Below are 12,279 nucleotides of genomic sequence, written 5' to 3' on the forward strand. Positions count from 1 at the left end.
GCAAGAGCGTGCTGCCTGGAAGAACGTGCTGCCTAGAAGAACGTGCGGATGTACTCGACGACCGTCCCGTCGGCCTCGGCCACCGGGATCAGCTGCCACTTGTCGAAGGACGTGCACGGGTGGGACAGGCCGAGGCCGACCCAGTCGCCGACCTCGACGTCCGCCTCCGGGGCGGTGCCCAGCCACAGGTGCTGGTCGGACAGGGCGGTCACCTCGACGCCGGTCGCCGGGCGCTCGATGCCGTCCCGGCGCACCACCTGGGCCACCGGACGGTCGAGGTCGTAGGCGGCGTCCCGCTTGCCCGCGTTGGCGAAGGCCTGCTCGGGGGAGGGCCGGGAGACCACCTGGGCCCACAGCCGGAACGCCGGCTCCAGCGCGCCCTCCTCGGGCACCCGGTTGAACGGGGTGATCCTGCTGTAGTGCACGTCGTCGTGCGAGACGTACGCGCCCGAGCGGAGCAGCTTCAGCACCGGCCGGGAGAGCTCGGGGATCTCCGCGAAGACGTCGGCGACCGCGTCGAACCAGCCGCTGCCGCCCGCGCTCACCACGATCTCGTCCGTCCCGGCGAACCGGCCGTCCTTGTCGAAGGCGGCGGCGAGCGCGACGAGCCGGCGCAGGTACGCCGTCACCCGCTCGGTGTCGGCCTGCGGCACCTCGCCCTCGTAGCCCGCGACGCCGACCAGCCGCAGGTGCTCCGCGGCGGCCACGGCGTCGGCGACGGCCGCGCACTCCGCCTCCGTACGGACACCGGTACGGGCACCCTCGCCGCCGGCCAGCTCCACCACGACGTCCACGGGGCGGGAGGCGCCTTGGAGCGCCGCGTCCATCAGCTCGACCCCGCGCACGGAATCGACGTAGCAGACGAAACGGAAGCCGGGGTCGGCGGCCAGGTCGGCGGCGACGCGGCGCAGGGCGGCCGGGTCCACCAGTTCGTTCGCCAGGAAGATCCGCCGGATGCCGAAGGCGCGGGCCACCCACACCTGGTGCGGCACCGCGAGCGTGATGCCCCAGGCGCCGTGCTCGATCTGGCGGTGGAAGAGCTGCGGGGCCATCGAGGTCTTGCCGTGCGGGGCGAAGGCGAGGCCGTGCCGGGCCGTGTACAGCTCCATGACCCGCAGGTTGTGCTCCAGGCGCTCGGCGGACAGCGCGAGGACGGGGGTGGTGAAGCCGTCGGTGAAGAGGTTGCGCCCCTGGGCGGTCAGCGCGGCGACGGTCAGGCCCGCGGCGTCCGGCGGGAGGCCCTTGAAGCGGTGGTCCACCCGTTCCTCGGCGAGACGGGCGAGCGCTTCGGTGCCGGTGTCGCTGGGCATGCAGGCCTCCTGATCTGGGTCGTTGCGCTGTATGCAACGTTCGTTGCGCATATCGCTTACTGCTGTCTAACATCTCGGCCAACACGGGGTCAACGGAGCCGCCGCCCCGGCACAGGACGAGGAGCCACCACCATCGTGACCGCCGACGGACATCTCAGCGCCGACCCCGACACCGTGAACACCGCGGATGTCGTGGATGTCATGGACGCCGTGGATGTCGTGGATGTGGTCGCGCTCGGCGAGTCCATGGTCACCTTCCTTCCCACCCGCCCCGGCCGCCTCGCCGACGTTCCCTCCTTCGACCGGGCCATCGGCGGAGCCGAGTCCAACGTGGCCTGCGCCCTGGCGGCCGCCGGGCACGCGACGCGCTGGGTGAGCCGGGTCGGCGCCGACGGCTTCGGGGACCACCTCGTCGAGGCGATCGGCGCGTACGGCGTCGACGTCGCCCACGTCCGCCGCGACACGACCCGCCCCACCGGCATCTACTTCCGCACCGCGGCCGACCGGGCGACCGACGCCCACGAGGTGGCGTACTACCGCGCCGGCTCGGCCGCTTCCGCCATGGCCGTGGACACGGTGGACCTGGCGGCGGCACGGTCCTGCCGGGTCCTGCACCTGTCGGGGATCACGGCGGCGCTGTCACCGGCCTGCCTGGAGCTGCTGCGCGAGCTGACGGCACCCGGCCCCGACCGCCCGCTGATCTCCTTCGACGTCAACTACCGCCCGGGTCTTTGGCGTGACGCCGACGGGCCGCGGGTGCTGCTGGAACTGGCGCGGCGCGCGGACATCGTGTTCGTCGGAGACGACGAGGCACGCGACGCCTGGGGGCTGCACGGCGCGGGATCCGTCAGGGGCGCGCTGCCCGAGCCGGAGATCGTCGTCGTCAAGCAGGGCAAGGGCGGAGCGACCGTCTTCGACAAGAACACCGACGGCCTGGAGGACGCCGACGGCACCGCGACCTCCGTCCGCGCCCCGAAGGTGGACGTCGTCGCCCACGTCGGTGCCGGCGACGCCTTCGCCGCCGGGTTCCTCTCCGCCACCCTGCGCGGCCTGTCCGTCCGGGACCGTCTCCGGCACGGCCACCTCATGGCCGCGGCCACCCTCACCACCCCCGGCGACCTCGGCCTCCCTCCGTCCCGAAGCCACGCCGACCGCCTGACCTCCCTGGACGACGACGCATGGGGGAGACTTCGACTCGGCCCCGGCTGGACGCAGGCCGAGCGGGCCACGGCCGAGCAGGCCACCGAGGAGGCGATCACCCCATGAGTCAGACCGTCGACCGCGCCCTGAGCATCCTGCCGTTGCTCGCCGAGGGCCCCGCCGACCTCGGGCAGGTCGCCGACCGTCTCGGCGTCCACAAGTCCACGGCGCTGCGCCTGCTGCGCACGCTGCACGAACACGGCCTGGTCTACCGCCAGTCCGACCAGCGCTACCGCCTCGGGGCCCGCCTCTTCGCCCTCGCGCAGGAGGCGATGGAGAACCTCGACATCCGCGAGATCGCCCACCCCCACCTGGCCCGGCTGAACGAGAGCTGCGGACACACCGTCCACCTCGCCGTGTACGAGGAGGGCGAGGTCCTCTACATCGACAAGGTGGAGAGCCGCTACCCGGTGCGGATGTACTCGCGGATCGGCAAACCGGTCGCCATCACGGTCGCCGCCGTCGCCAAGCTCCTCCTCGCCGACCTGCCCGAACACGAGCGCCGCGCCATCGCGGACAAGCTCGACTACCCCCTCTACACGGCCCGTTCCACACCCAACGCCGCCGCGTTCGCGCGGGAGTTGGAGAAGGTGCGCGAACAGGGCTGGGCCACCGACCTTGGCGGCCACGAGGAGTCCATCAACTGCGTCGCGGCCCCCATCCGCGGCGCCGACGGCCGCGTGGTCGCCGCGATGTCGGTCTCCGCGCCGAACGTCGTCGTCACCGCCGACGAACTCCTCACCCTGCTCCCGCAGGTCCGTCGTACCGCGGACGCGATCAGCGGCGAGTACTCCGGAAGAACCCCAGTGATGGCCCCCACGAAGGACCCCGCATGACCGACAAGACCGCGCTCACCCCGAAGACCCACACCACTCCGCCCGCGAAGTTCTCCCACGGCGTGAGGAAGGGCAACATCCTCCAGGTCGCCGGCCAGGTCGGCTTCCTGCCCGCCGAGGAGGGCAAGCCCCCCACGCCCGTCGGCCCGGCCCTGCGCGAGCAGACCCTCCAGACCTTCGCCAACGTCAAGGCGATCCTCGAGGAGGGCGGCGCGAGCTGGGACGACGTGATGATGATCCGCGTCTACCTCACCGACGTGGACCACTTCGCCGAGATGAACGAGATCTACAACGCCTACTTCGAGGAGCAGGGCCTCACCGCCCCGCCCGCCGCCCGCACGACGGTCTACGTCGGCCTGCCGGCCGGCCTCCTCATCGAGATCGACGCGCTCGCCGTCCTCGGCTGACGATCCCCCGACTCTCGTACCGCACGCACACGCACGGCACGGCGCCCCCAGGGGTGCCGTGCCGCGATCCTCCCTGCCCGAAAGCACCATGCCCTTACCCAGAGGACCCCCTCGTGACCCTCCCGCTCGCCGCTCCCGCACCCGCACCCGCCGCACCACCCCACACCGGAGGCCTGCTCGTCCTCCTCGACGGCACCGCAGGACTCCTCACGGTCGCCGCGATCGGCATCGCGCTGCTGCTGTTCCTGATCATCAAGGTCCGGTTGCAGCCCTTCGTCGCCCTGCTCGCCGTCTCCATATCCGTCGGCCTGCTCTCCGGCCTCTCGGTCACCGAACTCTTCGGCACGGTGCAGCGCTCCGACGCCGTCTCCACCATCGAGTCCGGCATGGGCGGCATCCTCGGACACGTCGCGATCATCATCGGCCTCGGCACCATGCTCGGCGCGATCCTCGAGGTCAGCGGCGGCGCCGAGGTGCTGGCCTCCCGCCTGCTGAACCTGTTCGGCGAGCGGCGCGCCCCTCTCGCCATGGGCCTGACCGGCCTGATCTTCGGCATCCCGGTCTTCTTCGACGTCGGCATCTTCGTCCTCGCGCCGATCGTCTACGCGGCCGCGAAGCGCGGCGGCAAGTCGATCCTGCTGTACTGCCTGCCCCTCCTGGCCGGCCTGTCCATGACCCACGCCTTCCTGCCCCCGCACCCCGGTCCGGTGGCCGCCGCCGGCCTCCTGCACGTCCAGCTCGGCTGGGTCATCTTCATGGGCATCGTCTGCGGCATCCCCGCCGTCCTCGCCGCCTGGGCGTACGCCGCCTGGGTCGGCAAGCGGATCTTCGTCGCCGTACCGCAGGACATGGTCGAGGCGGCCGAGGAGGCCAAGCAGGCCGTGGCCGAGGAGCAGCGCAAGGCCGGGGTCCGGCCGCAGGAGAGCCCGGTCCCGCTCGGCACCGTCCTCGCCATCATCGGTACGCCGCTGGTCCTCATCCTGGCCGCCACCTTCTCCTCGATCGCGCTGGACCCGTCCCCGGGCCGCTCGGTGCTGGAGTTCTTCGGCAGCCCCTTCGTCGCCCTCACCATCGCCCTGCTGCTCGCCTACTACCTGCTCGGCATCCGGCGCGGCTGGTCCCGCAAGTCTCTGGAGACGGTGTCGACGTCGTCCCTCAAGCCGGTCGGCAACATCCTGCTGGTGGTCGGCGCGGGCGGTGTCTTCGGTGCCGTCCTCAAGGCCAGCGGCGTCGCCCAGGCCCTGTCCGACACGTTCCACGGCGTGGGCCTGCCCGTGATCGTCCTGTCGTACCTGATCTCGCTGGTGCTCCGGGTCGCCCAGGGCTCGGCCACGGTCGCGATCGTGACGACGGCGGGCATCGTGGCCCCGCTGCTGACGGAGGGCCACTACTCGCAGGCCTTCATCGCCCTGGTCATCATGGCCATCTCCGCCGGCTCGATCTTCGCCTCCCACGTCAACGACGGCGGCTTCTGGATGGTGGCCAAGTACTTCGGCATCACCGAGCGCGACACCCTCAAGACCTGGACGGTGCTGGAGTCGGTGCTGTCGGTGGCGGGCTTCGCGGTGGCCGGTGTGGTCGGCGTGTTCGTGTGAACGTGACGCGAGTGACGCGCGGGACGGCCGGGCTGACTGGTTCCGGCACAGCAAAGTCGTCCATACTGCCGCCGTGGAGCAGCGCATAGGATCGAGCAGCCAGCCCCTGAAGGGTGAGCCCGTCAAGGGCGCCGGATTCGACCCGGCCTTCATCCCGGGAATCACCGCACCGACGTCCGCGGCGGCATCCGAGCCGCAGGACGCGAAGCCGACGGAGTCGCGGGCAGCGGCACCGGAGGCGGAGGACGCGCCGGAGTCGAAGGCCGCGTCGGAAGAGTCGACGGCCGAGGCGGAGGAGGCGACGGACGCGTCCAAGGACGAAGCCGAAGCTTCCGAAGTCACCGAGGCCACCGAAGCCACCGAGGGCTCCGAAGGCTCCGAAGACCAGGGCCAAGGCCCGGTGTTCGAGGCCTCCGACCGTCGCGCGAAGATCGTCGCGGACCGTGGCGGTGTCCGTCTCAGCCTGGACGAGGAGTCCTGCGAGTTCCGCTGGGACGAGATCGCCGCGGTCGAGACGGAGTCCCCCCGCTTCGGCAAGCGGTTCACCGTCACGGTGCACACCCCTGACCGCCGCTGGTTCCCGATAGAGATCGAGGCGACGGCCAGGGCGAGCTTCAAGGAGTGGGAGTCACAGCTGGACGCGGTGCTGGACGCCTACTTCGAGACGGACTGACCGAAGCGGCGCCCCCGGACCGCGTGTGCCGGGCCGTCACCCGACGGCCCGGCACACGCAGTCCGCCGTTCTGATGAAGGAGGTGGAGGCTCCGAGTGATCACACCGGCCGCCATGTGATCACCCCGTGCCCGGGCGGCAGCCCCTAGCGTCGGCTGCGCAGCAGCGATCCGAGCGCCAGACCCGTGCCCAGTCCGACAAGGGCACCCACCGATGTCCGCCATCCACGCGATGTCCCCGCAACGGACGCGGCAGGCGGGTCGGGGGCAAGGGGCGAGCGAGTCGGCGGTCCGGCAGCGACCGCGCGAGCGTGCTCCTCGCCCACGACGGCCACGAAGCGACGACCGACACGGCTCCCGGACGAGCGGGCGACCCACGAGGTACGAGCCCTGCTCCAGTAGTCGCGCCCCGCCTCTCCGGTGAACATCCCGGCAAGCATGTCCCTCAGCAGGCCCTCGCCGATGGTCCCTATTTCGAAGCCCATCCACGCGTAGTTCAGCATGAGATCGGCATACACGTGCCGCTTCCGCTCGTCGGGATCGACGATGTCCGTGTAGCCCCAGACAGGCTGGTAGAGCGCCATGTCGTCAAGCTCCAGGCGGACCAGCTCAAGGTAATAGCCGCGGATCCCCTGGATCTGTTCCGCCCTGGCCTGCCGGTTCTGAACGATCAGTGACGCGGCGACACCGGCCAACGCCAGCGCCGAGACGATCGCCGAAGTGAAGCCGTACGCAGCGCCGATCTGGCTCAGCCGGTTCCAGTCCACGCCCCTGGAGCCGGAGATCTCCTCCAGCGCGAAAGGCGACAACAAGACCACTGTCAGCGCGATCGCCGAGGCCGCCACCAGGCCCAGAGCCTTGCTGACCCAGCGCGCAACCGGACGATGACGAACTATCAGGTCGACCACCCCCAGACGGGCCTGCCTTGTGACCAGGCCGAGCGCGGGCAGCCTACTTCCAACCGCCGTGCCCGGCATCGCCCACCTCGCCACCCCAACCCGGCCTCGCCGGACGGCCAGCCGGTCAATCCCCGAAGTGTGCTTCGAAGTGGGTTTCCTTCAGGGCTTCGATGAAGGGCGTGAAGGCGGTGGTGGGGACGGTGAGGGTGGCTCGGGCGGGGGCCTTGGAGTCGCGGATGGCTATGTGGGTTCTCATGCGTGCGATTTCGACGCAGGCGTCGCCCTGGCCGCCGCCGGAGAAGGAGGACTTCTGCCAGGTGTCGGGGGTCGGCATGCTTACAGCTCCTTCGACAGACGGTGGATGAAGTCACGCGACCGACCGGGGTCGAGTGACACGGCTTCTACCCTATGGAAGAGCGCTCGGTATCGGTTGAGCTGGGCTTCGGCATCGATGAAGACCGGGCCACTGGGACCGTCACGGACGACCGTGTCCAGTTTGGGCACGGGGCCACCTGCGTACACCATCGCGCTTCCGGCTCCGCCGAAGTGGTCCAGATCGAAGGGGACTACCCGTACGGTGACGTGGTCGGCCTCGGAGAGTTCCAGGACGCGGGTGAGCTGAGTCCGTGCGGTGGATCGGTCCCCGACCCGGATCCGCAGCGCCCCCTCGTGAACTACCGCCATGTACGGGACCGGGTCCGGGCGCTCGATGACGACCCTGCGTTTCATCCGGTGATCGACCCACCGCTCGACTTCGCTCTTCGGGAACTCCGGGTTCACGTACGAGAAGAGGGAGCGAGCGTAATCCGCGCTCTGGAGAAGCCCTGGGACGTGCAGGAACTCCACGTCCCACCGGAATCGGGCGTGATGCTCCAGCTCGGGCAGATCCATGAACGGCGTAGGCAGCTGGCCCCGGTACTCCTCCCACCAGCCCTGTGTCCGGTCGATGGCGATCGCTGCCAGGCCGTCGATGAACTCTCCGTCGACACAGGCGTAGTTGGCAGCCATGCGACGCAGGCGCTGCTCACTCACTCCTGAGGTGCCGGCCTCGATCTGGCTGATCTGAACGGAGTTCACGCCGAGCAACGCCGCTGCCTCACGAGAGCTGAGGCCCGCCGCCTCGCGGAGCCTGCGCAGCTCCACGGCCAGCCGCATCTGCCGCGCTGTGGGCTCGCGCTTGGTCCCCATCGGCCGCTCCTCGGTTCAACGCGCCTGTCCATGCACCTCGTTCGGGGGTCAGATTACGGGATCACCTTGCCGACTCTTAATTCTAAGGTCTACCGTCGGTGACGAGACGCGCACGTTGCGGAAGTGCACCGCTTCGTCCTGCCATGACGGCTGCGGCAATGCCACCGTGCGTGAAATCCCCGCAATCTGAACGGAGCTGAGGACGCATGCCCGAAACCTGGGACTACACCCTCTACATCCCGAACGACCTCAGAGCCGTCACGGTCTGTCGCCGCACCCTGCGCCTGATCCTGACGATGCACGGGTTGATCGGAGTGGTGGACACGGCGGAACTCCTGGCGACGGAGCTGGTGGCCAACGCCGTACGCCACACCAAGGGGCCGGCCGCCCTCCGCGTCCGCAGGACGGGCGAGGGGGTGATCTGGATCGGAGCCTGGGACACGGACCCCGCGCCCCCCGATCCCCCGCGGCCACTCGACCACCTCGCCGAACTGGAGGAGGAAGGGCGAGGCCTCGCGCTGGTACGGGCCTGCGCGGAGGTGTGGGGCTGGCAGCCGTCGGCCCGGTTCGGAAACAAGGGGAAGTTCGTGTGGTGCGAACTTGTGGCGGCATAGCTCGTTGATCACGTCGTACGGAAAGGAGAGCTGATGGTCGGCTCGTCGCATGAGGCGCTGCACCGCATCTTCCAGAAGGATCCCGAGCTGCTGACCAAGGCGTTACAGCGGGTGCTGGACGTGCCGTTTCCCAAGCCTCGGGAGATCGCCGCGCTGAACGTGGATCTCACGGAGGTCGAACCGGTCGAGCGGCGCGTGGACACGCTGCTGCGGGCGGAGACGGACGAGGGGACGTATCTCCTCGTGGTCGAGTCCCAGAGCAAGGTGGACGAGCGGAAGCGGGGCAGCTGGCCCTACTACCTCTCATTCCTGTACGAGAAGTACCGCTGCGAACCGGTGCTCATCGTCATCACGCAGAGCAGCGCTACGGCGCGGTGGGCGTCGCGTCCGATCCAGCTGGGCTTTCCCGGCTGGTACTCGCTCACCGTGCGTCCGCTCGTGCTGGGCCCGGACAACGTGCCGGTGATCACCGACGAACGCCAGGCGATGCAGGACCCGTCCCTCGCTGTGCTCTCGGCCATGACACATGGGCGGGGGCCACAGGCGGCAGCCATACTGGAATCCCTGGTGGCTGCTCTGCGGACCATCGACTCCGACAGTGCCGCGGCCTTCGTGCAGTTCGTCGACTCGTGCCTGACCGATCCTCAGGCGAAGCAGATCTGGAGGGACCTGATGACGGCGACCCAGTACTTCTGGCGACACCAGCTGGCAGAGCAGGTGCGTGAGGAGGGGCGTGAGGAAGGTCTTGAGCGAGGGCGTGAGGAAGGTCTTGAACGAGGGCGCGAGGAAGGTCTTGAGCAAGGTCTTGAGCGAGGTCTTGAGGAAGGACGTCAACGGCTCCGCGAGATGATCCTCCGCATTCTGGAGTCGCGCGGCATCCCAGTGGCGGACGCGGTCCGCGAGCGAGTGAGCGCCGGCACAGACCTGGGCCAGCTCGATTTCTGGGCCGAGCGGGCGTTGCACGTGGCCGATGCGGCGGAGCTGTTCATCGAAGCGTGACCGGACGGGCTGAGGGCGCGCCGGTGGTGAGTGGAAGGTCAGGGCCAGAAGTCCCAGGCAAAGTCACGGGTCAGATGGCTGACTGCGCGTCTTTGGGCGGTCTGGGTCTTCCACTTGTTGCCGGCATGGCGTGCCGCTGCCCCGGGTTCAATCGTGCAGTTCGTCGACTCGTACCTGACCGGTCCTCAGGCGAAGCAGATCTGGAGGGACCTGATGACGGCGATCCAGTACTTCTGGCGACACCAGCTGGCCGAGCAGGTGCGCGGGGAGGGGCGTGAAGAAGGGCTTGAGCAAGGACGCCAGAAGCTCCGCAACCTGATCTTTCGCATTCTGGAGTCGCGCGGCCTCCTGATGACAGACGCTGTCCGCGAGCGCGTTGAGGGCTGCACTGACCTCGGCCAGTTGGAGGTCTGGGCCCAGCGGGCGGTGCACACCACGGATGCGGCGGAGCTGATCGAAGAGGGGTGAATGATCGATAAGGGCGGGGTGCTGGGACTGTGTCGGGCCGTGACATCGGGGCACAAAATGCGTGGAGCGCGCACGGCCCGAACTGCTTAGCGTGTTTGGGCCTGATCCGGCGTGGGCGCCCTCATGCCGAGTCGCTCGCACTGTGATGCGCAATACGCGGCTGATGCGAGATTGTTCTTTACTCGCCGAATTCCGCAGTGAGTGCTTGTGAGGCCTGCTGAGAGGACAGTAGATATACTCGGAATGTGGGCTTTTCTTGACCGGGAAGATCCGGCTTTGCGGCCCAATATTTTACTGTATCTGTCAATGCTCGATGGAAAATAGCACGTTCTTCGGGACTGCTCGAGAGTGCGAATTCAGCGTCGTCGACGGTCAGTAGAAAATGGGTGGCCGAAATCCAGTTAAGATCCTGCAGGCAATCACGCAGGGCGTCCCAGTTCCAGCCGAAGTAGTCGGGTAGGCGGAAGTGTTCGTAAAATTGAGCAAAGGCCCCATCGGAGTGGGTCATTTCCCGTCCTGCCATCCTGGCGGAGTAGATGAGTCCGCTGGGCGGTAGGGCTCGGGTCACGAGCGTCTCCGTCGTATCGGGAATCACGTCAAGCCACGGACCCGACGTGCTCCACAAAGTGAAATCCTTCATCGCCCCTTCTCCATGACGATATAGGTCTGATAATGGGTGGGGGAGTAGTACGCGGATCCGTCGGATCCTGTCACGATACGCTCTCCACCCGGAGTTGGATTCAGCGGAGATTGAACGGTTCCCCATTCAGTATAACTGATGGGGTTTCCTTGACTGTCGAACTCAGGGAGCTTGTATCCCCCACCCTTTCCGCTGTTCTCGAACGGTCGAGGGGTGGAAGGTCCCATGTGCTGGGGGCCGGCGCCCTGCGCTTCGACGCCGAATTCTCTGATGTCCTGGAGGACGGCCTGAGATTCCGGCGGAACTTGAGTAGGTATCCAGCCCTTGAGTTTTGATGTGTCTCCTAGGGTCTGGCCGACTGTGCAATTCGGTGAGAGGCCAAGCGGATCGCTCCATGTGTGCGGATTATGGATATATGTGCTGGGGTTGGGTGTTGGTGTGAGCCCGAGGGGGTCTGAGGTGAGGTACCGCGCGGTTTCGGGGTCGTAATGGCGGAAGTAGTTGTAGTGGAGGCCGGTTTCGGGGTCGAAGTACTGGCCCGGGAAGCGTAGAGGTGTGTAGGCGGTGCTGTCGGCGGCCCATGCCGTCGTTCCCCACAGGGTGCTGCGGGTGTGCCACGCGATCTCGCCCTGTTCGTCTATGAGTTCACTGGGGGTGCCGACCAGGTCGGTGACGATGGCGAAGAAGCGGGAGTCGATCTCGTCCTGGGGAGCGTCGGGGGCGGTGATGCGCTCTGTTTGGGCGAGGGGGCGCAGGCCCTGGTGGTCCCAGGTAAGGGTGATGGGGTTGGGCAGGTCAGGTGACGTCGTCGTCTGTTCGCAGAGGGTGGTGCCGTCCCAGGTGAAGTCGACGCGTTCGACGACCGTTTCGCCGTCGAATGCCAGGCGGAGTTTCGCAGTGCGGCGGCCGAGGGGGTCGTAGGTGTAACGCCAGCGGGTTCCGTCAGGAGTCACCACTGACGTCAGGCGGTCCTCGGTGTCCCATGTGTAGCGCCATGTGTCCGGCTTGCGGGACAGGCGGGTTTTCTGGCGGAGTGTGATGCGGCCGAGGGCGTCGTGTTCGTAGCGGACGTTTCCGGCGCGATTGATGCGTGTGCCCGTGTAGGTGCGGGGGCCGACGGCTTCTTGGCCGGGGTGGTCCGCCGGCCACTGCGCCTGGGTCTGGTTGCCCGCCTCGTCGTAGGCGTACCGCTCCGTCCAGTTCGCTGCGTGTACCGCCGTTACTCGGCCCGCCGCGTCCAGGTCGAAGGTGCGGGAGCCGTTGCGGCTGTCGTCGATTCCTATCAGGTTGCCGTCGGCGCGGTAGGAGTACGCGCGGTGCTGCACCGTGCGCCCGCCCCTCCCGGTCACGGACTGGGTGGTCAGACACCCCATGTCGTTTGGTGTCAAGCGGCATGTGGCTGGGCGTGGTGCGACCAGGCGGTCGCTTCGTTGTAGTGGGTGCGGGTTTTGA

The 12,279-nt window shown here is 68.2% G+C and carries 14 protein-coding genes; 8 read left to right on the top strand and 6 right to left on the bottom strand.

Annotation, left to right across the window (positions count from 1 at the left end):
• Positions 1 to 32: 32 nt before the first annotated feature.
• The gene (locus tag ACWD5D_RS13705; RefSeq protein WP_451372852.1) at positions 33 to 1,310 is read right to left on the bottom strand and encodes an alanine racemase; all 1,278 of its coding nucleotides are present in this window, start codon (positions 1,308 to 1,310) and stop codon (positions 33 to 35) included.
• Positions 1,311 to 1,511: 201 nt separating this feature from the next.
• Between ACWD5D_RS13705 and ACWD5D_RS13710 the strand changes: the two genes are divergently transcribed.
• The 5 genes from ACWD5D_RS13710 (at position 1,512) to ACWD5D_RS13730 (ending at position 6,021) form a co-directional block, all read left to right on the top strand.
• On the top strand, positions 1,512 to 2,576 hold the full coding sequence (locus ACWD5D_RS13710; RefSeq protein ID WP_451372873.1) for a sugar kinase: 1,065 nt from the start codon (positions 1,512 to 1,514) through the stop codon (positions 2,574 to 2,576).
• On the top strand, positions 2,573 to 3,346 hold the full coding sequence (locus ACWD5D_RS13715) for an IclR family transcriptional regulator (protein WP_451372853.1): 774 nt from the start codon (positions 2,573 to 2,575) through the stop codon (positions 3,344 to 3,346). The genes ACWD5D_RS13710 and ACWD5D_RS13715 overlap by 4 nt, the downstream gene beginning before the upstream one ends.
• Positions 3,343 to 3,753, top strand: coding sequence for a RidA family protein (locus ACWD5D_RS13720; RefSeq protein WP_451372854.1), 411 nt, complete (start codon positions 3,343 to 3,345; stop codon positions 3,751 to 3,753). The genes ACWD5D_RS13715 and ACWD5D_RS13720 overlap by 4 nt, the downstream gene beginning before the upstream one ends.
• Positions 3,754 to 3,866: 113 nt before the next feature.
• On the top strand, positions 3,867 to 5,348 hold the full coding sequence (locus ACWD5D_RS13725; RefSeq protein ID WP_451372855.1) for a GntP family permease: 1,482 nt from the start codon (positions 3,867 to 3,869) through the stop codon (positions 5,346 to 5,348).
• Between the two features lie 73 nt (positions 5,349 to 5,421).
• Positions 5,422 to 6,021 carry a hypothetical protein gene (locus ACWD5D_RS13730; protein ID WP_451372856.1) on the top strand — a complete coding sequence of 200 codons (600 nt, stop codon included), beginning with the start codon at positions 5,422 to 5,424 and terminating at the stop codon, positions 6,019 to 6,021.
• Between the two features lie 144 nt (positions 6,022 to 6,165).
• Here the strand turns inward: ACWD5D_RS13730 and ACWD5D_RS13735 are convergent, their stop codons facing one another.
• Genes ACWD5D_RS13735 through ACWD5D_RS13745 form a run of 3 tightly spaced genes read right to left on the bottom strand, consistent with a single transcriptional unit; the run spans position 6,166 to position 8,106 of the window.
• On the bottom strand, positions 6,166 to 6,996 hold the full coding sequence (locus ACWD5D_RS13735) for a DUF6082 family protein (RefSeq protein WP_451372857.1): 831 nt from the start codon (positions 6,994 to 6,996) through the stop codon (positions 6,166 to 6,168).
• Positions 6,997 to 7,042: 46 nt separating this feature from the next.
• A complete protein-coding gene (locus ACWD5D_RS13740; RefSeq protein WP_451372858.1) occupies positions 7,043 to 7,252 on the bottom strand; it encodes a DUF397 domain-containing protein in 210 nt (69 codons plus the stop codon).
• 2 nt (positions 7,253 to 7,254) lie between these two features.
• A complete protein-coding gene (locus ACWD5D_RS13745; RefSeq protein ID WP_451372859.1) occupies positions 7,255 to 8,106 on the bottom strand; it encodes a helix-turn-helix domain-containing protein in 852 nt (283 codons plus the stop codon).
• Positions 8,107 to 8,312: 206 nt separating this feature from the next.
• On the opposite strand from ACWD5D_RS13745, the gene ACWD5D_RS13750 reads away from it, so the two are divergent.
• The 3 genes from ACWD5D_RS13750 (at position 8,313) to ACWD5D_RS13760 (ending at position 10,187) form a co-directional block, all read left to right on the top strand.
• Complete coding sequence (locus tag ACWD5D_RS13750; protein ID WP_451372860.1) at positions 8,313 to 8,720, top strand: ATP-binding protein; 408 nt, start codon at positions 8,313 to 8,315, stop codon at positions 8,718 to 8,720.
• A gap of 33 nt (positions 8,721 to 8,753) precedes the next feature.
• A complete protein-coding gene (locus ACWD5D_RS13755) occupies positions 8,754 to 9,719 on the top strand; it encodes a hypothetical protein (protein ID WP_451372861.1) in 966 nt (321 codons plus the stop codon).
• Between the two features lie 153 nt (positions 9,720 to 9,872).
• Entirely contained in the window at positions 9,873 to 10,187 is a 315-nt protein-coding gene (locus tag ACWD5D_RS13760) for a hypothetical protein (RefSeq protein WP_451372862.1), read from the top strand.
• Between the two features lie 178 nt (positions 10,188 to 10,365).
• On the opposite strand, the gene ACWD5D_RS13765 is transcribed toward ACWD5D_RS13760, so the two are convergent.
• Both ACWD5D_RS13765 and ACWD5D_RS13770 read right to left on the bottom strand, forming a co-directional pair.
• Positions 10,366 to 10,827 (bottom strand): barstar family protein, encoded by a 462-nt coding sequence (locus tag ACWD5D_RS13765; protein ID WP_451372863.1) that lies wholly within the window; start codon positions 10,825 to 10,827, stop codon positions 10,366 to 10,368.
• On the bottom strand, positions 10,824 to 12,279 hold a 1,456-nt coding region (locus ACWD5D_RS13770), incomplete at its 5' end, for an RHS repeat-associated core domain-containing protein (protein ID WP_451372864.1). The genes ACWD5D_RS13770 and ACWD5D_RS13765, both read right to left, overlap by 4 nt.

Source organism: Streptomyces sp. NPDC002520, assembly GCF_053595235.1.

What these genes read in the sequence shown, in the direction of transcription:
- ACWD5D_RS13710 (WP_451372873.1), top strand. Translation starts at nt 1,512, where the DNA reads ATGGACGCCGTGGATGTCGTGGATGTGGTCGCGCTCGGCGAGTCCATG.
- ACWD5D_RS13715 (WP_451372853.1), top strand. Translation starts at nt 2,573, where the DNA reads ATGAGTCAGACCGTCGACCGCGCCCTGAGCATCCTGCCGTTGCTCGCC.
- ACWD5D_RS13740 (WP_451372858.1), bottom strand. Translation starts at nt 7,252, where the DNA reads ATGCCGACCCCCGACACCTGGCAGAAGTCCTCCTTCTCCGGCGGCGGC.
- ACWD5D_RS13745 (WP_451372859.1), bottom strand. Translation starts at nt 8,106, where the DNA reads ATGGGGACCAAGCGCGAGCCCACAGCGCGGCAGATGCGGCTGGCCGTG.
- ACWD5D_RS13765 (WP_451372863.1), bottom strand. Translation starts at nt 10,827, where the DNA reads ATGAAGGATTTCACTTTGTGGAGCACGTCGGGTCCGTGGCTTGACGTG.
- ACWD5D_RS13720 (WP_451372854.1), top strand. Translation starts at nt 3,343, where the DNA reads ATGACCGACAAGACCGCGCTCACCCCGAAGACCCACACCACTCCGCCC.
- ACWD5D_RS13705 (WP_451372852.1), bottom strand. Translation starts at nt 1,310, where the DNA reads ATGCCCAGCGACACCGGCACCGAAGCGCTCGCCCGTCTCGCCGAGGAA.
- ACWD5D_RS13735 (WP_451372857.1), bottom strand. Translation starts at nt 6,996, where the DNA reads ATGCCGGGCACGGCGGTTGGAAGTAGGCTGCCCGCGCTCGGCCTGGTC.
- ACWD5D_RS13750 (WP_451372860.1), top strand. Translation starts at nt 8,313, where the DNA reads ATGCCCGAAACCTGGGACTACACCCTCTACATCCCGAACGACCTCAGA.
- ACWD5D_RS13755 (WP_451372861.1), top strand. Translation starts at nt 8,754, where the DNA reads ATGGTCGGCTCGTCGCATGAGGCGCTGCACCGCATCTTCCAGAAGGAT.